Here is an 18,249-nt window from a genome sequence, read left to right on the forward strand (position 1 = left end):
TACAGTTTTTTAACTTAAAATTTCACATCGACCTTGCATTAGGTCTTTAGAAAACCTCTTGTACTTTCCTTTTTTAACGAGACCACCTATGTACCTAACACTCACTATTTCTTTTTGGGTATATTGGCGAGTATTCGTTTTATTCGAAGAAGGGAAAACTTTACGTTTACCAAATTCAAAATCATATTGCACTTCTTTCATTTTTTTCTCAAATCCAAATATAGATTCGAAATGTTCAACATTAAGATATTGAGTTTCTTTATAGTTAGAGTTATTAATTATCGAAGTAGTTTTAGTAAAATAAGCAGAAGCCTGATATTTATCATCAAGTAGGAGGTGCACTACGCCTCTCCAAAAGAAAATAGTAGAACTAGTAAGTAAGCTTATTTCGTTACAATCTTGATTACTCAGCCTCAACTCTAAATCTTTACAGACCTCAATGGCTTGAGTAAGTAATTTAAGATTATAAAATTCTTGTAATGCAATACCATAAAGATATAAATCTTCTTCAGCTAGCTCAAACATTTTAATTGAAGTTTTATTAAACAAATTAAAATAATATATAAATGACTTTGTACCGTGCGAAATTATAGATAACTGCCGATATAGCTTCAATTGAAGATTTAAATTTATCGTATCTATATATTTTTCAAGTTCAAATAAAATATCTTTATTTACATTATCTAGTATGGCTGCGTTAAAAATAAATTCATAAGTTGTTTGCTCATCCAGCCTCAAGTTATTATTGGCATATTTTACCAGCTGATTAAAGTGCGACAAATCACTTTTATCAAAAAGAACTTTCAAACACTTTATAAAAGTATCCTTGTTGAAACCCAAGTTAAACTCACTATGAGACTTAAATTTCAAGTTATTGTTTAATAAAGTTTTTACTAAATCTTTTTTATCTGATTCAGAATTTGAAATAGAACATATCTCTAACTTTATGGCGATACTTTCAGAAGGATTTGCATATTTCATTGCATCCTCCAGTGCCTCAATTGCTTTTGAGGGATTAGAGTTCTGAACCTGTATTTCATGCTGAGTATAAAGAGAAGCTAATTTGAATTGATTATTGCTTTCCTCATTTGAGGAGCTATCAATTTTCTTTAATAGAAATAATGCTCTTTCTTTATCTTCAATATTTTTTGCCAAATTAAGTAGTGCATTATTAGATGTAAAAGAGTCAGTATCATTGATAACTTTTTCTAACTCATCAAGCCCACTTTTATCATCTCTTTTTAATTTGCAAATACCACCTAAACATATAGCACGGTTTCGGTAAGGGTTTTCAGTGAAGTTGAAACAAAATACTTCTTCGGCTTTTTTTTCCAAACCTAACCTAAAATAACTAAAGCCCAAAAGGTATCGAATATCATCACTTACATCATCATTATTATTAATTAAGTATTCAAACACCTCTATTGCTTCTTTATAATCTTCACTATCGAAAAAAGCTAAGCCATACGAGTGAGTATATTTCTTTTTATCATCCTCATTCCATATTAATTTTAGCCAATTCAATTGCAATGACTTTTCTATTATAGGATTTTTAAACTTAGTTACGCCATTAAAATCCGATGTAATAATTCCAAATAAATATAATTTTTTCTTAATTTCATCTGTAATTTTAATATCAGGGTGTTCATGTATATCTATAAGAGAACTAATTATTTTCTTATTTGACTTGACCAACTCCCTGATATGATCAATAGGAGCATGATCATAACTAATTAAATACTTTTCTTCTATTAACTTATCTAAGGCCTTAGCATTGATTTGACCTTCCTCAATTACTAAACTTTCAACGTCTGAGCATATATCAAAAGTTAGCCTTGGATTACCATTGGTCCAATAAAATATTCGTTCTGCAATATCCGCATCGATACAGATATTGCTCATCTCAATGAAATTATTGAACTCAGATTTGTTGAAATCATCTAGATATATTTTATCTCCAATATTAAATGGAGATTTATTTCTATCTTTAATTAGTTCTATTGGCTCAATTACACCTGATAGGACATAAGTTAGCCTCTCAAATTCAGGAAAGCTTGTTCTTGCAAAATAATTACTGCGTATTTGCGCAAAAATATTATCGGAATAATCTGATGTTTTTAATGCGTCGATCTCATCAAGAATCACAACTAAGTCTCCATCGAAATCGTTCAGAATTAACTTTAAAGATCTTGTATATTCTTTATGAGGTGGTAAATCACGTTTTCTTAAATCATATATTTCACTCTCAAGTGATTCGGATAACTTCCTTTCATTAGGTTCAATAATTAAGTCTATAATATTTTGGTAGCATTCCCTCTCACGATTAAAGGCATTAGACATATCTACATAAGCAAAAATTCGTCTTTCATTCTCCATCGTCCTTTTCGCATTAAACAATAAATTCGTCTTACCCATCTGCCTTGCAACTAATACATAACCAGGCCTTTGCATATCATTAATAATGCCATTGAGCTGCTTATCCGCTCTACGATTAACATACAGATGAGGGGGAATAGTAGTATATTTCTTTAGTATTTTTTCCATTAAACAACCACTTCACTTATAGCTTTAACAATAGCACTTTCAATATTTTCACCTTCAGAGTTATCAAAAGATATAATGTTTTTTATAATTGATTTTAAAACTCTTGGAGAACCATTAGATGAACTAATTATTTCGTCTTTTTTATATGCAATTCTTAAATTTAAATTTTCACAAATTAAATCAAAAATATTATCTAATTCATTCCGCCAAACATCACAATGTAAAAATTGAAAATAGTCACTTGCCTTTGAACTATTTTTCAATAAAGACTTTGGATCGTAAATTGTTGAAACAGCAAAAATCAGGCTATCTTGCCTATAGTTTCGTGTGACGTATACAACGAGCCTCATCATTTTTTCTGCTATTTCAGCTAAAATATTTTCATCATCCACACTCAATTCATCTATCACAATGACTATTTTAGGCATTTTAGATTCACAAATAACATTTGAAATTTTCTTTATTATATTCTCATCAGAGTGCGGAATTGAAACATCAAGCTTTTCCTCTAAGCACTCTAACACTTCATAAAACACGTCGTCTGCTTTATCAATTATTATAGGGCTAAGGTCACAATAACAATATTGAATGTTATTTGTTATTAAATTTCTATTAATTATTGCTGTTTTACCAACTCCAGACTTACCAAAAACCCATACATTATTTACTTCTATAAATTTCTTAAAATCTAAATCCGTTGCCCTTTCATAATAATAGGGCTCGTTTTTAGAGGTGTAATTATTAAAAAGAACAACTTTTTTATCTGGTAAGGGGGTAGTTTTAATAAAGCTATTTAACTCTTCAATATTTTTCGATATATCCGCAAAAGAAATACAATATAATGAAGTACCAGCCTGTTGCGCTAATAAAACTCCAACTACAAAATCACCTAAGAATACCGGGGAACCAGACATACCCATATAATTATTAATTGTTTTAATCGGTTCAATTTCAAATGAGTATATAGTTGAACTTATAGATTCATACGTATTAGTGATTTTTGTAGTCATTGCAGCATGCTTGCCTGCCTTCTCTTTAGGGAAACCCCAACTATCAACTACAGAATTTAAGCCACAATATTTAATACCAATAGATAGATAGTTGTTCAATACTTTATTCTCTATCGATAATATTGCAAAATCATAAAGCTCACATACTTTATCTACTTTTACACTATATGATATGCCATTAATATAATCATCTGTCGTCAAGAAAACCTTGATTTTAATCATAGATTCAATTACATGTAATGCTGTTATAATCTTACTTTCGCTAATTGCGAAACAAGTTCCTTGTCTTACATTACCTTCTGTTTCCCCAGTTAATATGAAAATAGAGTTTAGAATAAGCTTATGATCGACACTCATAAGTTAAATTCTTTTACGTTAAGAATAATTTCAGTACCATTATAATCAAGAAAAGTTTTTACTACGTTTTTCGTAACATGCTTTATAGGGTTATTAATCATTATTTTAACTTTTTTATTAATTGAATATTTAGCTAGCAATGCCAAAGTCTCTAAATCAGGGTGTTTAAAAACCTCCCCATTAGTACTTACTAAATACATGCCACAGTTTAGCCTTTTAACAAGTTCCTTATTGATGTTATGTTTGCTCCCATGGTGAGATAGCTTTACTGCGTCAACTTTTAGCTCTTTGATATTTTTTTTATCTAACCACGTAAGAACATCTTCAGCGTGGCAATCACCAAGCATTAAAATAGAGCTTTTACCATTCTGTAAAAGAAAAGCCAAACTCGATTCATTAGCTAAGGAGGAGTCTTTTTTGTATATAAATTCAGCTAATGTATCTACATCTAAGTATGTATTAGCTGTTATTTCTTCAAAATTATCTTCTTTCAACGATCTTAAATAATTTTCAAAAGCTAAACTGTGACTTTTCGTCAATATTTTTCTTTTGACTCCCTCATCATTGAGCACCTCGAACCACTGATTTTTAAGTTTTTTTAAAGTTTTCATTGAGGGGCTTATGACCTGCATAGAGATTTCCCCAACATTTATTGAGTTATACACATCAGATGTTATAGCCTTTTTGTTTGATTTGATATTTTGGTTACGTATCAAGTAAGATAAAGAAGTTCCTTCTGAAAACCCAATATTAAAATCTTCGTCTGGCAGTGAAGCTAGCCTCGATGAAAGAGCATCCACCTCAATATCCTCAATGACACCGCACAAACAATCTTCTAACTCTAAGACTTCATTTGCACTATTAAATAAAATATTATTTATTATAGGCTTCTGATTACTTTCGAGTAATTTGATTATTCCATTGGTATGATCGCTATCAAAGTGGGTAACTACAAGGCAATCTAAATCCCTAAACCTATTGACATTCTCTTTCCACTTTGAGTATGAAGCGGCAGTACCACCATCAAATAATATTCTAGTATTGCCACTCTCCACCAAAATACAGTCACCATTACCCGCATAGTTTAAAGTTATTTTCAATTTTTAGCCTTATTTACTACCTTCGCAAAATTGTGTTTTTATATATTTAAAAATCAATTAGTTTCATTAACTTTTTTATAACGCTATTCATAAATAGAAGAGAAACGCCTACCGTCATTCATAAACACCAATCTACCAACACACTCCAATTCCCCGTGATTACACTTGAAACTTAGTTAATGATGAGTAATTTACAGCATGGCGGAATTTTGTTCCCGACAAATTCCAAGTACCTAAATCCCTTTAGGCAATGCTGTACAAAGCGTAGCTTGGCCATGGATGGCCTATCTACGCTGGTTACGTTCACATCATTCACGTAAGTTGAAGATAAAGTGTGATCCTGGGGTGCGCCGTGGGATTCCAAAGGGCGGTCGGCGGCAGCCGCCCTTTGGTTGCCATCGCCAACGCGAGATAAACTCACGCCTACAGCACGAACTACAAATTTTGTATTACACGTCATACCTTGGCTTTTCTTCCGCCACTAAATCAAACCCTGCACTTGGCTGCTGATATTTAAAGCTAGCCGCTTCTTCAAAATAACCTTTCTTTACCCATAATTTTGCACTGTTAGCCTGTGCAACCTGATACGCCCAATCACTAACCGAAAACGACTTATCTGAATCACAATTAAAGTAATCACTAAGTTCAGTTGTTAAATGCTGGCTATTAATCACTAAATTTTGTTCTTGCCAGCGTTCGCGGTGAAGTTGCGCAGCTAAAAAGTCACTTTTACTGTTATTACAGGTGCTATGTGCTGCCACAAAGTTATGACCTAAATCATTTGCGTAGCGAGCAAACGGTATAAAGTGATCAACCTCGGTTTTACTGTTCAATGGTTTTTCGCAATAAAAACAACTACCGTGCTGAAGTTCTATCAACACAGGCTTTGCCTTACTCAATGCATTGCGATCAAAGCCGAATAAAAAATCATGTAGTTGGCTTTGTGGGCCAATTAAGGCTTGGTTATGCTTAATACTTTGAATTTTTTGCAGCCATGCATTTTTTGCTAAATAAACAACTAGGTCGTAAAAACGCCTAAAGCAGCCTGCAATACCTTCATTTAAGGTAATGTATGATTGGCCTTTAATATGGGGATACAAGAAACACTCTTCTTTGCCATTTAATTTTTGTAATAACCAAAGCGGGCCGTCTTTAATGGTTTGTAATGTTGAGCTGCGTATATTTTTCCAACCGTGGCTCTTTTTTAATTGGCTAATTGAATTAATATTATTTAATTTTGCATCATGAAGCGTAGTTATAATTTTGGCTTGTTTATTAGAGTTGGTATTTTGTAAAAGTAGTTGCTCTCTATTATTACCAATTGCGTCAAATGGCGATGCTTGGTGCCAATATAAAGTAATAAATTTATCGACTAATTCATCAAATTTTATTTGTAACTGTGCTTGCGGATCGGCGTGATGTTTTTCGATACTAATATCAGCCAGTGCATGTAAAAGCGCAAACTTATAAGTAGCGCTAAAATCACCTTCAACTAATAAGCGCTGAATATAAGCAATAAAGTCGAGCTGTTGCTGCATTGCTCCAATCATAAAACGTGCACTCCTTTTATAAGCGCATTTAGCCATACTTCACTTTCTCGCTCTGGGCGCTTGTCAACACTTTGCCATTGTTTAATAGCTTTTAACTGCGTATGGCTAAGTAAATGCGTTAAAGCATTTTCGTTTAAATCGGTAAATTCACGACCATTATGCACACGCTCTGTATCGCCATATTTAAACGATACATACAAAACACCATTCGGTTTAAGCGCATTTTGTAGGTTTAAAAATACCTGCGGTAACTCAGCTTTTGGAACGTGTAATAAACTAGCGCAGCACCAAATACCGTCGTATTGGTTTACACTATTTAGCTCTTGGAATGTTTTAACCGCTACAGGTTGCTGTAAGTAACTACTTGCAAACTCTGCCAGCTCTGGGCTTGCATCAAACGCACTTACAGTAAAACCCTGCGCTTTAAAAAAAGCGGCATCGCGCGCACTGCCACAACCGGCATCTAAAATACTCCCATGTTGTGCAACGTGCGGTAAAAACTCAGCATAAAGCGCCGACATATCAACGTTAAGTGTTGAGTCGCTAAAGGCTTTGGCATTTTGGTTGTAATAAGTAAGTGTGGTGTTTGACACGAGACTCACCGCTCCTTGGCTAATCGTTTAACAGCTAAGGCACTGTTAATACTGCATTCATTATTTGTTTAATCTACAGGAACAAGCGCATTAAATATAGGCTTAATAAGTAGAAATTTTTAAATTAATACGCCATTGTTATTAAGCACTGATGTTAAGTGATACATACGCAGTATAAAATTTAAAATGCAATACAAACGCCCTTCAATAAACACCGGCATACTAGGCGCTCTCATAATTACGGATGGTTTTTACATATTCATACAAACCCGCGCCGCTAAAATACAAAAGCTGGTTTATACTGTTGTAATAATAAGCAAAAATAATAACTATGAGGCGCAATGAATAAATTAATTACTGTATTTTTATGTTTGCTGTTTACGGCTCCATTTAATGTATTTGCTTGTGAGAGAACCTTTAGCGTGGCATCGCACGATGCTTTTTGGCCGCCTTATGTAATGGGCATTAACGGTAAGCTGCAAGGCTTGGAGGTTGATGCGCTTAACATTATATTTGCTGACTCCCCTTTTTGTTTTGAAGTTAAGTTACTGCCAAATTCTAAGCGGGCTTTTATTGAGCTTAAATACGGCCGTATTGATTTAGGATGGGCTGCAAGTTATACAGACGAGCGCGCTAAATATGTGCACTTTAGTGATAACTACCGAACTGAGGTTATGCGCTTATACGAAAACAAAAATAATCAGCATAGTGTTAAAAACCTCGAAGACATTTTTAAACAAGGCTTTATTGTTGGCGCTAACTTTGGAAGCTATTACGGCGAGGAGTTTGAGCAATATAAAACTAAATATAAAAAGCAGATTGAATACACCAGTGCAACCAGTAAACGCTTTGAAATGCTTAATAAACAACGTATTGATTTTGCTATTGAAGACGAGTTAGTGGGGGCTTATTTTGGCAAAAAAGGCTCAAATATAAAATTAGTAACCAATATTGAGCATGTAAATAAAGACGATATTTATTTAATGTTTAGCAAAAATACGGTGTCGGTTACTGAACTTGCGGTAATTAATGAATATATAAACAAAAATAAAACAGCACTTAAAGCGCTGTTTGAACACTAATTTAAGGAGTGTAATGAAAACTTTATTTTTAGCGTTTACTACACTGTTATTTACTCAATTTAATGCCTTAGCATGTACAAAAACATTGGTGATGGGCACTAACGAAACCAATTGGCCGCCTTATCTTGTTAAACAAGGTGATACATTTTTAGGCGCAGAAGTGGATGCTGCAGACGCTATTTTTAAAGATTCAAAATTTTGTATTAAATGGACTTATTTCCCGAGTTTTTCACGTGTTCAAGCTGAGCTTAAAAATGGCCGAGTAGATATAACCTACGCGGCAAGTTATACAGAACAACGCGCTCAATATGCGCATTTTAGCTTGCCTTACCGCGACGAGGTTATGCGGCTTTATAAACATAAAGATTCGCCTGATGTAACAAGCTTACCTGAGCTTTTTAGTAAAAAGTTTACAGCGGGTATTAACCGAGGGAGCTTTTTTGGTAACGAGCTTGAACAGTTAAAAACTAAGTATCCAACACAGGTGGTGCTTACTGCTCAAGCAAATAATCGATTTAGTATGTTAGATAAAAAACGAATTGACTATGTTATTGAAGACTCTGCTGTTGCGCAGTACTTTGTAAAAAAACACCCCTCAATTACGCAGGTAAAGTCTATTACACCGATTAACGTTAACAACGTGCATTTTATGCTAAGTAAAGAGTCGCTAACTCTTGATGACGTGGCGACGGTTAATCAACTAATTATCAAAAATGCGGCCGCTATAAAGTTGATTTATCAGCCTGTGCATTAAAGCATGGGCAATAACGTGGCTATTTGGCTACAACACTTATTTAATGTTATTGGCGGTAGTGGTTATTTATATTCCTGTTATAGGTAAACCTAACGCCTCTTATGCTAAAAATAGTGACTTAAAATTGAGAATTGCCGTTATTTTCGCTTGGTTATAAATTAGCTACCTTTTATCTTTCATTCGTTGTGGCTGATCTGTATAATTCGCCAGCTAATTTACCCTATTGTCTGGTTCTTGTTTGTGGCGTTTTGCTGCAGCGTACTCCTGTCAGTACTAATCTAGGATTACCCTTTTTGATCTCCACCGCAAATATTACGATGCAGTTTGGCGCAGAGCCGTTGTTTGAAAACATTTCAGCTAAATTTGGTAACGGTAACCGTTACGGTTTAATTGGCGCTAACGGCTGCGGCAAGTCGACTTTCATGAAAATTTTAAGCGGTGCGCTTGTTCCAAGTGCGGGTAATGTATCTATTACTCCAGGGTTGAAATTAGGTAACCTAAGCCAAGACCAGTTTGCTTTTGAGCAATACAGCGTTGTAGACGCGGTAATTATGGGCGACGTGGAGCTTTGGAAAGTAAAGCAAGAGCGCGAACGTATTTACTCGTTACCAGAAATGAGCGAAGACGACGGAATGAAAGTAGCCGATCTTGAAAGCGTATTTGCTGAAATGGACGGTTACACGGCAGAAAGCCGCGCTGAAGAAATTTTGCTTGAAGCGGGTATCGATAAAGAATTTCATTACGGGTTAATGGCAAACGTAGCACCAGGTTGGAAATTACGTGTGCTTTTAGCACAAGCGTTATTTGCAAATCCTGACATTTTGCTACTGGATGAACCTACCAATAACTTGGATATTCATACAATTACATGGCTTGCTAACGAGCTTAACAAACGTAAATGTACGATGATTATTATTTCGCATGACCGTCACTTTTTAAACTCGGTATGTACACACATGGCCGACATTGATTACGGCGAGCTGCGTATTTATCCTGGTAACTACGAGAAGTTTTTAGATGCTGCGGGCCTACAACGCGAGCAACTTTTAGCTGAAAACGCTAAAAAGAGCGCTGAAATTGACGAGCTACAAGACTTTGTTAACCGTTTTGGTGCTAACGCTTCAAAAGCTAAACAAGCGAGTTCGCGCGCTAAAAAAATGGATAAAATCAAGCTTGATGAAGTTAAATCTTCAAGCCGTATGAGCCCATCACTTTCGTTTGACGAAGGTAAAAAAATGTATCGTCAAGCGCTTGAAGTTAATAAGCTTGGCCATGGTTTTGATGGCGAAACGTTATTTACTGGTGGCGACTTACTACTAGAAGCTGGCGCTAAGCTTGCTGTAATTGGCGAAAATGGTGTGGGTAAAACTACATTTTTACGCTGTTTAGTAGATGAGCTTAAAAGTAATGAAGGCGAAATTAAATGGTCTGAAAATGCGACCTTTGGTTATTGCCCGCAAGACAGCACAAAAGATTTTGAAAACGATTTAACGTTGTTTGATTGGATGTCGCAATGGCGTACAGCTAAGCACAACGATTTAATGGTTCGTGGCATGTTAGGCCGTTTGTTGTTTACAGCAGACGATTCAAACAAAAAAGCGCGTAACTGTTCTGGTGGTGAAAAAAACCGCCTGTTATTTGGTAAGTTAATGATGCAAGACGTTAATGTGCTTGTTATGGACGAACCAACTAACCACATGGATATGGAAGCCATTGAAGCGCTTAACAATGCGCTTAAAGACTTTGAAGGTACGCTTATTTTTGTAAGCCATGACCGTGAGTTTGTATCGTCATTAGCTACGCGTATCATTGATATTAAAGATAAAAAAGTAATCGACTTCCAAGGTACGTTTGACGAATACCTAGCAAGTTGTGAAGAGAAAAAAGCGTAAACTTTTTTCTAATTGCTAATAAAAACGGTGCTAAATTTAGCACCGTTTTTTTATGTGTGGTGAATAGTTAAATTTTTAGAGGCCATAACCCCTGTAGACGCGCAGCTTGCTGGCGTTTAAAAACGTAGTTTTTATGATGAGTGATTGAGTAATTAGAAGCTACGCTTCTCGCGTGAGCAAGCTCTACGCCTACCACAAAACTTGACACTGTGGTTTGATTTAACTTGTAGACGTGCAGCTTGCTGGCGTTTAAAAGCAACGCTTTTACTATAGGTGGTTGAGTAATTAGAAGCTGCGCTTCTCGCGTGAGCAAGCTCTACGCCTACCGCCAAACTTAACGCCGTGGTTTTATTTAACTTGTCGTATAACACATTTTATCTATATTTATAAAAACCAATAAATTAAAATCTTTATGTATTCCTCTAAAAAGCTATTAACAGGACGTCACTCCTCAAAAAATAAATTTTACTCTGTAACAATATGCACAAAACAAAGAACTCCGTTATTCAAGAGCTTTGAAAATGCATGTATTGCCACAAGAGGTTTGGTTTATATGCAAAATAAGGTGAATACAATCTGCTATACCCTAATGCCAGATCATCTCCATTGGTTGTTTCAATTGAAAGATTTACCTCTTAATGACGTTGTAAGGCAATATAAAAGTATTACCACGGTGAACATTAATAAGTTTAATTGTTCTAATGGGCAAATTTGGCAGCAAAACTATTTTGAGCACCAGCTTAAAGCAGAGGATGATTTAATTAACCAAGCACGTTATATAATCGCTAACCCTTTACGCGCTGGGCTTGTGAATAAAGCTGAGGAATATCCATTTTGGGATTGTGTTTATCTTTGTGATCATGAGTTAAGTAATTAGAAGCTTCACTTCTGACGTGAGCAAGCTCAACGTATACAGCATCGCAGAGCTAATTATTCACATTATTTTATTGGTAAATACTGCATACATCACTGCTTTAAATCTAGTCATATTCTCCTGTAAGTCTTTGTCACTTAATGCTAATGTTTATGGAGTGAGTTATTTAAAACTTTAATGGCTAAACCAAGAGGTAACTATGTCTAATTGGGTTGAAGCAACAGTAAAAAGCGTAACATGGTGGAGCGAAACGCTCTTTAGCTTAACCGTTAATGCTAATGTAGAGCCGTTTAAAGCAGGGCAATTTACAAAGCTTTCTATTATGGATGGCGACAAGCGTATTGCTCGGGCTTATTCATATGTAAACGCCCCTGAAAACCCCGATCTTGAATTTTACCTTATTAACGTTATTGACGGTTTGCTTTCTCCTCGTTTAGCTACATTACAACCTGGCGAAACCGTATTAATAGAACAACACGCAACTGGCTTTTTTACCCTTGATGAAATACCACAAAGCGATCAGCTTTGGATGTTAGGTACTGGCACTGCCATAGGGCCTTTTTTATCAATATTGCAACAGCCCGATGTGTGGAAAAAATACAAAAGCATAAACTTAGTGCATGGTGTACGTTTTAATAACGATTTAAGCTATCAGGCACTTATTAACGAGTTATTAAGAGTGTACCCCGAGCAACTCAACTATATTCCTGTTGTAAGTAGAGAAGAGCCATTACAAGGCTTAAGTGGGCGGATTACTAACGCAATTGAGAGCAACGGCTTGTTTGAACATGTAAAATTAAACCCTGAGCCTAGTAATGCACAATTTATGATTTGCGGAAACCCACAAATGGTAAAAGACACCACCGCGCTACTTCTCGATAAAAACTTTACGCGTAACCGCCGTAAAGCACCCGGTAACATTACTGTAGAGCAGTACTGGTAGGCTACAGTGGTGGTATTAACTACCCGATAACGTTAAAATTTGCTATGTTGCACCCTTATACCAATATTATCAAAAATATGATCATTCTATCGCATTAAATAACTCACTAACTGCGTTAAAAATTATTCATATAGAACAACTATATGTCACAATTTTCGCCTTATTATTGTGCTATTTTCTTGACGCTATAATAGATCGCTTATTTAATGTAATTGGTATTACACGTGTTTAGTGTTCATTTTAGGAAAGTTATGAAACCGTTATCTATTATTTTTGCCTCGTTAATTACCACCGTTGCGCTTATTACTTACGCCGCAGAACAAAGCGAGCCTGAGCAAAAAGAGCAGCAAGTTGAAGCTCAAGCAAACGTTGAAAAACCAAAAGTTGAAGATGAGCAATCAGTAACTCAAGTCAAAGCTGACGACAAAGTAAATACGCTTGAATACAAAGCACCTGAGCTTAAAAAGCCAACAATTGATGCGACTAAACCAGACGATTCAAAGGTATTGGGTAACGAGCAGATTAAACCTACTGAAAAGCCTAAAAATAAAATAGAAAAAGCAGTGGCTGTAGCCGAAGCTGAAAAAGCAGTTACGCAAGCAAAAGAAGCGCTGACAGTTAAGCAACAAACTAAAGCTAAGCAATCGCGCGAATCACTTGCGGTAGTAGAGCAGTTAGTTAAAGCGTATAACGCGCGTAACATTGAAGAGTTTCTGCGGGTATATGCCGAAGATGTTGAGTTTTATATTTTCCCTAATGAGCTATTATTTAAAGGTAAAGAAAAACTAATAGAACGTTATGGGCTAATGTTTAAAAAGTTAAAGTGTATTCACTCATCACCAATTAAGCGCATAGTTCACGGTGATATAGTGATTGATCACGAACTATCAGAAACCTGCTCAACTGACGAAAAGGTAGTTGATAAACGCTCAGAACTGATTTCGAGTTACCAAATTAAAGATGGAAAAATAGTACGCGTACTGTTTTTTAGATAAAGGCTTTATATGCAAATAAATGACGACAAAAAAATTCGCTTAATGTATCGCATCGAGCCCGGTTGCCTTGGCCCTAAGGGTGCTGAGCATGTTGAAGATTTTTGTCGTTTTGCAAATAAACATATTAAGTCACCATTTTATGGCCAATTTGTATTTTTACCTCGTTACGATAAAACCATAGACGAGCGACAATATAGCGTTAACAGCCGTAATTTATCTCTTGTGCAGGCTCGAGCTTACTTAAAGCACTTTGATATTAATATTGAAGAATTTGAAGAACAACTCGACAAGCTCCTCACCAAAGCGATTGATTTATACTTTAAGCGATAGCGTTTAATTGCTGTTGCTTAGGTATTCTCCCCCTCCGCAATACGTTTTTATTTTAATTATTATTAAAAATATAAGTAATTTCTTTCACAAAGATAAAGTAATCAGCAATAACTGAGAAAAACCAGATCGGCCAATATGTATCACTTACTTTAAAAGCGCAGCGCCTCTTAACCTCTTTGTGGATAATTCGCCCTTTAAAAGCTTCTATTTGCACGATGAGAAGTAAAAGAGGAGTAAATGAGAAAGCCAAAAACAGTATTTTTATGTTTTATCACTACTCTAAAAGCGCAGCGCCTCTTAACCTCTTTGTGAATTAATTAGCTCTTTAAAAGCTTTTATTTGCACAATGAGAAGTAAAAGAGGAGTAAATGAGAAAAGCTAAAAACAAAAACCAGTATATTTATGTTTTATCATTACTCTAAAAGCGCAGCGCCTCTTAACCTCTTTGTGAATTAATTAACTAAATATTTTAAAAGCCCTAAAAACAAAAAAGCGGTGTTAATTTTAACACCGCTTAATGCGAAATATGTTTAGCTATGTGCTTTAGTAAGCTTGGGTTACAACATAGGTTTTATAACATCAAACACAGCTTCTATATGATCGTCTCTGTCGTTTAGTGCCGCTATGTAACGGTACTTTTTGCCGCCTGCGTTTTCGAATATTTCACGATTTTCGCCTTCTAGCTCTTCAAGTGTTTCTAGGCAGTCGGCGCTAAAAGCTGGGCTGATAATGGCTACATCGGTAATACCCTCATCAGGCAGGGCTTCAAGCGTTGCGTCGGTGTAAGGCTTTAACCACTCGGCTTTACCAAATCGACTTTGAAAAGTACTAATTACTTTGTCTTTATCAAGGCCCAGTTTTTCGACAACTAAACGCGTGGTTTGTAAACATAGGCAATGGTATGGATCGCCGCGCTCTAAGAAGAGTTTAGGCATACCGTGATACGAAAAAACAATTTTTTGTGGCATACCATTCGTTTCTAAATCCTCACTAATACTATTAGCAAGTGACTCAATATAACGGGTGTTTTTATGATAGCCATTAATAAAGTGCAGCTCTGGCACCCAGCGCCATTTACGCAATACGCTTGATACAGCATCGAACGTTGAACCCGTGGTTGGGCTAGAATATTGCGGATACATTGGCAATATAATAATACGCGTTAAGCCTTTATCACGAAGCTCTTCAAGGCCGGCCTCTATTGAGGGATTACCATAGCGCATTGCCATTACCACTTCAGTATTGGTATAACCTTGTTCTTTTAATAAGGTATTTAGCTTTACGCTTTGTTGGCGAGTAATGTGGGTAAGTGGTGAGCCATTTTCGGTCCATATACTTTCGTATAATTTAGCCGAACGCTTAGGGCGCACACGCAAAATAATGCCATGTAAAATTATCATCCATACTAGGCGTGGTATTTCTACAATGCGTGGATCTGATAAAAACTCACGTAAGTATATACGAAGCGCAGCAGCTGTTGGTGCATCAGGGCTACCTAGGTTAGTAAGCAGTATTCCCGTTTTTTGGTTAAAACGCCCATCATGGGGATTGTCAGTAACCGCAGAAAATCGCGACACAGAGTGCTCCTTCAAGCAAATTCAATAATGTATTTTATGCACATTGTAACGAAAAAAACTGCCGTTTAGATCAATCATTTAGCAGTTTTAACCATAATTCTAAATGGGGCTGGTTTTTTAGATTCTAGTTGCTGCAGTTTTTCTATTGATTTGCGGCTAAACACATGACCTTTAGGCAGCAGCATTATACCCGAATGGCTGTGCAGAGCATGGCCGAGTATCATTTGATCTTTGAGTTCATGAGCATTACAAATTAATACTGATCCTGCTGAACTTTTTTGTTCGTGTAGTTTTGCATGGCTTGCTTCAAGCGCACGAACTATTTTAGGGTGGTAAAACGAACCACTATAAAGTTTTACACTTTCGAGTGCATCCTCATGGCGCTGCTTTTCATCGCTTGCATTGCTCTGCTCAAACGCATCCCAATAGTCGCGCGCTAACCCTAATACCATAGCCCCTATCGGTATATCGTTTCCAGCAAGGCCTTTGGGCATTCCATTTCCGTTAAAACGTTCAAACTGATAATAAATAGCATCCGACAAATCGTGTAAATGTATTGCTGGCATTAGCATTAATTGTGCAGTACTTGGGTGAGTATAAAAGGTCTTACGCTGTTGCTCATTTAACCGATTTAACGGTTTTTTATAAAGTTCAGGGTCCATAGCAAGCAAACCTATTTGTGCTAAATAACCAGCCATTGGGGCAAGATCAATGCTTTTTTGCGACAGGTTTAGGTAAAGCGCTATTTGTGTGCAGGTATTTGCAATATTTTGTGCTTTGTTGCCATCAAGGTAAGGATTCGCGTTAACAAAATTATATAGCAGCTCAACGGTCGATTTGTGCTCTTGTTTTTCGCGTTCGTTGGCGTCTTCAAGCTTTTTTAAAACTTGTTTGATTTGTAAGGTACGTTTTTCTACTCGTTGCTCTAACGTGTTGTTTAGCTCAAGTAGTTCTTGGTTTTGTGCCTTAACTTGTGTTTCTAATTTTTTGTTTTGCTTTTTTAGCGCAAATTTTTCTAGGCTATCTTTAATGCTTCGAAGTAATAAGTCGTTTTGCCATGGTTTTTGAATATAACCATTTATTTGCCCTTGATTAACAGCTGCTAGGGTTGTTTGTATATCGGCGTAACCGGTTAATAAAATGCGTTGAGTGTCGGGTGCCAGCGCACGCGCTTTTTCTAAAAACTCGGCACCGTTCATTACTGGCATCCGCATGTCGCTAATAATTAAACCAAATTCATGATTTTTAAAAAGTGTTAGTGCGTTTTGCGGATTATCGCAAACAATAACCGTTAAGCCATTTACTTCAAGTAGTCGTGTTAACGTACGTAGTACTATTTCGTCATCATCAATACAAAGTACATCAACCTGATTCATTGGTGTGTTTGGTGTTGCTTGAGTCATTGCGCCGCCCTTAAATTACTTCTGGCTAAATAATAGCTTAAAAAAATATTCTATGGTGAGTTTGTCCTGCCTTTATTTATAGCTGAATCTAAGTAATGTAGTTATTACCCATAAGTAGATAATTGCTAACACTAAAGTTGCAAATTTGCGTGTAACCAACTAAACATTAAGTATAAAGTTATCTATATGGATGAAAGGAATGAATGGATCAGATGGTAATTTTGAACCTGCCTTTTTAAACGAACAAAAGCTGCGCTTGGCCGCAGAGCAATTACTTAAAGATAAAAGCACCGTTTTAGTTGCCATAAATAATGAATTACAAAAAAAAGTAGCCGATTTAGAACATCAACAAATGCTGTTTGTGCAAACTGAAAAAATGGCGACCTTAGGAACGCTTTGTGCAGGCGTAGCCCATGAAATAAATACCCCGCTTGCCTATGCAATGAGTAATATAGAAAGCTTACAAAATTCTACCCCTTTGCTCATCACGTTGCTAAAGCTTAACGAGCAATACTTAAACAACGAAATTAAAGAGAGCCGTTTTAAACACGAAATCGACATACTCAACTTACAGTATCCGTATGCGTGGCTTTATAACAATTTGCAGGGACAAGTTAACGACAGCGTTGAAGGACTCAAACGAATAAAACAAATTGTGCATGACTTATTAAACTTTGCCCACCCCTCCTCCTCGCAAGATAAGCAACTAACCGATGTAACAACGGGTGCTAATAATGCTTTAAGGTTATTAAGTAACAAACTCAAACTATGCGAGATAAAAACGCGGTTTGAACCACTACCACTTATTTGGTGCAATTTATCATCAATTAATCAAATTTTTGTAAATCTCTTAATGAATGCTTGGCAAGCATGCGAGCTTGATTTAGAAAAAGGCTGCATTATTGAGGTCAATATTTTTGAACTAAACACAAATATCTGTATTGAGGTAAAAGATAATGGCTGTGGAATGAGTGAAGACACAATAGCGCATATGTTTGACCCTTTTTATACAACAAAAGAAGTTGGTGAAGGTACCGGTATGGGTATGACACTTGTATACGCTATGGTGAGCGATCATGGCGGAAAAATAGAAGTTAACAGCACATTAGGGACAGGTACGACCATCCGCTGCCTATTACCTTTAAAAGCGTAAACAAACGAGCAAAACCACAATGTAAATAAAAAGTTAATAAATACGTTTTTGAAGTTTAATGCCCTTGCAGCATGTATTTTAATCGATTAAAG

At 36.0% G+C, this 18,249-nt stretch carries 15 protein-coding genes; 8 read left to right on the plus strand and 7 right to left on the minus strand.

All coding sequences use genetic code 11. The features are described 5' to 3' along the window. Nucleotides 1-9: 9 nt before the first annotated feature. The 5 genes from I6E72_RS07985 to I6E72_RS08005 all read right to left on the minus strand — a co-directional run bounded on the left by I6E72_RS07985 (nt 10) and on the right by I6E72_RS08005 (nt 7,154). A complete protein-coding gene (locus I6E72_RS07985; protein ID WP_197111766.1) occupies nt 10-2,544 on the minus strand; it encodes a tetratricopeptide repeat protein in 2,535 nt (844 codons plus the stop codon). Further along, entirely contained in the window at nt 2,544-3,911 is a 1,368-nt protein-coding gene (locus I6E72_RS07990) for a trypsin-like peptidase domain-containing protein (protein WP_197111768.1), read from the minus strand. Before I6E72_RS07990 ends, I6E72_RS07985 begins: the two co-directional genes overlap by 1 nt. Next, nucleotides 3,908-5,011: a ComEC/Rec2 family competence protein gene (locus I6E72_RS07995; protein ID WP_197111770.1), complete on the minus strand. Its 1,104-nt coding sequence runs from the start codon at nt 5,009-5,011 to the stop codon at nt 3,908-3,910. The genes I6E72_RS07990 and I6E72_RS07995 overlap by 4 nt, the downstream gene beginning before the upstream one ends. 449 nt (nt 5,012-5,460) lie before the next feature. After that, nucleotides 5,461-6,561, minus strand: coding sequence for an HNH endonuclease (locus I6E72_RS08000; RefSeq protein WP_197111772.1), 1,101 nt, complete (start codon nt 6,559-6,561; stop codon nt 5,461-5,463). Beyond that, nucleotides 6,558-7,154 (minus strand): class I SAM-dependent methyltransferase, encoded by a 597-nt coding sequence (locus I6E72_RS08005; protein WP_197111774.1) that lies wholly within the window; start codon nt 7,152-7,154, stop codon nt 6,558-6,560. The genes I6E72_RS08000 and I6E72_RS08005 overlap by 4 nt, the downstream gene beginning before the upstream one ends. A gap of 341 nt (nt 7,155-7,495) precedes the next feature. Between I6E72_RS08005 and I6E72_RS08010 the strand changes: the two genes are divergently transcribed. From I6E72_RS08010 to I6E72_RS08040, 7 genes are all read left to right on the plus strand, one after another. Continuing rightward, a complete protein-coding gene (locus I6E72_RS08010) occupies nt 7,496-8,236 on the plus strand; it encodes a substrate-binding periplasmic protein (RefSeq protein ID WP_197111776.1) in 741 nt (246 codons plus the stop codon). 13 nt (nt 8,237-8,249) lie between these two features. Beyond that, entirely contained in the window at nt 8,250-8,990 is a 741-nt protein-coding gene (locus tag I6E72_RS08015) for a substrate-binding periplasmic protein (RefSeq protein ID WP_197111779.1), read from the plus strand. 293 nt (nt 8,991-9,283) lie between these two features. Beyond that, nucleotides 9,284-10,882, plus strand: a complete 1,599-nt coding sequence (locus I6E72_RS08020; RefSeq protein ID WP_010555514.1) for an ABC-F family ATPase — start codon at nt 9,284-9,286, stop codon at nt 10,880-10,882. 412 nt (nt 10,883-11,294) lie between these two features. Then, on the plus strand, nt 11,295-11,759 hold the full coding sequence (locus I6E72_RS08025; RefSeq protein ID WP_121954143.1) for an REP-associated tyrosine transposase: 465 nt from the start codon (nt 11,295-11,297) through the stop codon (nt 11,757-11,759). Between the two features lie 196 nt (nt 11,760-11,955). Then, nucleotides 11,956-12,699, plus strand: coding sequence for a ferredoxin--NADP reductase (locus I6E72_RS08030; RefSeq protein WP_101164395.1), 744 nt, complete (start codon nt 11,956-11,958; stop codon nt 12,697-12,699). Between the two features lie 251 nt (nt 12,700-12,950). Then, nucleotides 12,951-13,694, plus strand: a complete 744-nt coding sequence (locus tag I6E72_RS08035; RefSeq protein WP_165728790.1) for a nuclear transport factor 2 family protein — start codon at nt 12,951-12,953, stop codon at nt 13,692-13,694. 9 nt (nt 13,695-13,703) lie between these two features. After that, nucleotides 13,704-14,024, plus strand: a complete 321-nt coding sequence (locus I6E72_RS08040) for a hypothetical protein (protein WP_197111781.1) — start codon at nt 13,704-13,706, stop codon at nt 14,022-14,024. Nucleotides 14,025-14,581: 557 nt separating this feature from the next. Here I6E72_RS08040 and hemH read toward each other — a convergent pair. Both hemH and I6E72_RS08050 read right to left on the minus strand, forming a co-directional pair. Then, entirely contained in the window at nt 14,582-15,601 is a 1,020-nt protein-coding gene (gene hemH / locus I6E72_RS08045) for a ferrochelatase (RefSeq protein ID WP_197111783.1), read from the minus strand. A 74-nt stretch (nt 15,602-15,675) separates the two neighbouring features. Then, nucleotides 15,676-17,004, minus strand: a complete 1,329-nt coding sequence (locus I6E72_RS08050; protein ID WP_165735969.1) for an HD domain-containing phosphohydrolase — start codon at nt 17,002-17,004, stop codon at nt 15,676-15,678. A 199-nt stretch (nt 17,005-17,203) separates the two neighbouring features. On the opposite strand from I6E72_RS08050, the gene I6E72_RS08055 reads away from it, so the two are divergent. Beyond that, nucleotides 17,204-18,157 (plus strand): sensor histidine kinase, encoded by a 954-nt coding sequence (locus tag I6E72_RS08055; RefSeq protein ID WP_197111785.1) that lies wholly within the window; start codon nt 17,204-17,206, stop codon nt 18,155-18,157. The last annotated feature ends 92 nt before the right edge of the window (nt 18,158-18,249 follow it).

The sequence above is a fragment of the Pseudoalteromonas sp. NSLLW24 genome (assembly GCF_015864725.1).
Lineage (GTDB): Bacteria > Pseudomonadota > Gammaproteobacteria > Enterobacterales > Alteromonadaceae > Pseudoalteromonas > Pseudoalteromonas arctica.

Coding starts and splice junctions, on each gene's coding strand:
- I6E72_RS07985 (WP_197111766.1), bottom strand. CDS start 2,544: ATGGAAAAAATACTAAAGAAATATACTACTATTCCCCCTCATCTGTAT.
- I6E72_RS07990 (WP_197111768.1), bottom strand. CDS start 3,911: ATGAGTGTCGATCATAAGCTTATTCTAAACTCTATTTTCATATTAACT.
- I6E72_RS08000 (WP_197111772.1), bottom strand. CDS start 6,561: ATGATTGGAGCAATGCAGCAACAGCTCGACTTTATTGCTTATATTCAG.
- I6E72_RS08010 (WP_197111776.1), top strand. CDS start 7,496: ATGAATAAATTAATTACTGTATTTTTATGTTTGCTGTTTACGGCTCCA.
- I6E72_RS08015 (WP_197111779.1), top strand. CDS start 8,250: ATGAAAACTTTATTTTTAGCGTTTACTACACTGTTATTTACTCAATTT.
- I6E72_RS08025 (WP_121954143.1), top strand. CDS start 11,295: ATGTATTCCTCTAAAAAGCTATTAACAGGACGTCACTCCTCAAAAAAT.
- I6E72_RS08030 (WP_101164395.1), top strand. CDS start 11,956: ATGTCTAATTGGGTTGAAGCAACAGTAAAAAGCGTAACATGGTGGAGC.
- I6E72_RS08035 (WP_165728790.1), top strand. CDS start 12,951: ATGAAACCGTTATCTATTATTTTTGCCTCGTTAATTACCACCGTTGCG.
- I6E72_RS08040 (WP_197111781.1), top strand. CDS start 13,704: ATGCAAATAAATGACGACAAAAAAATTCGCTTAATGTATCGCATCGAG.
- I6E72_RS08050 (WP_165735969.1), bottom strand. CDS start 17,004: ATGACTCAAGCAACACCAAACACACCAATGAATCAGGTTGATGTACTT.
- I6E72_RS08055 (WP_197111785.1), top strand. CDS start 17,204: ATGAATGGATCAGATGGTAATTTTGAACCTGCCTTTTTAAACGAACAA.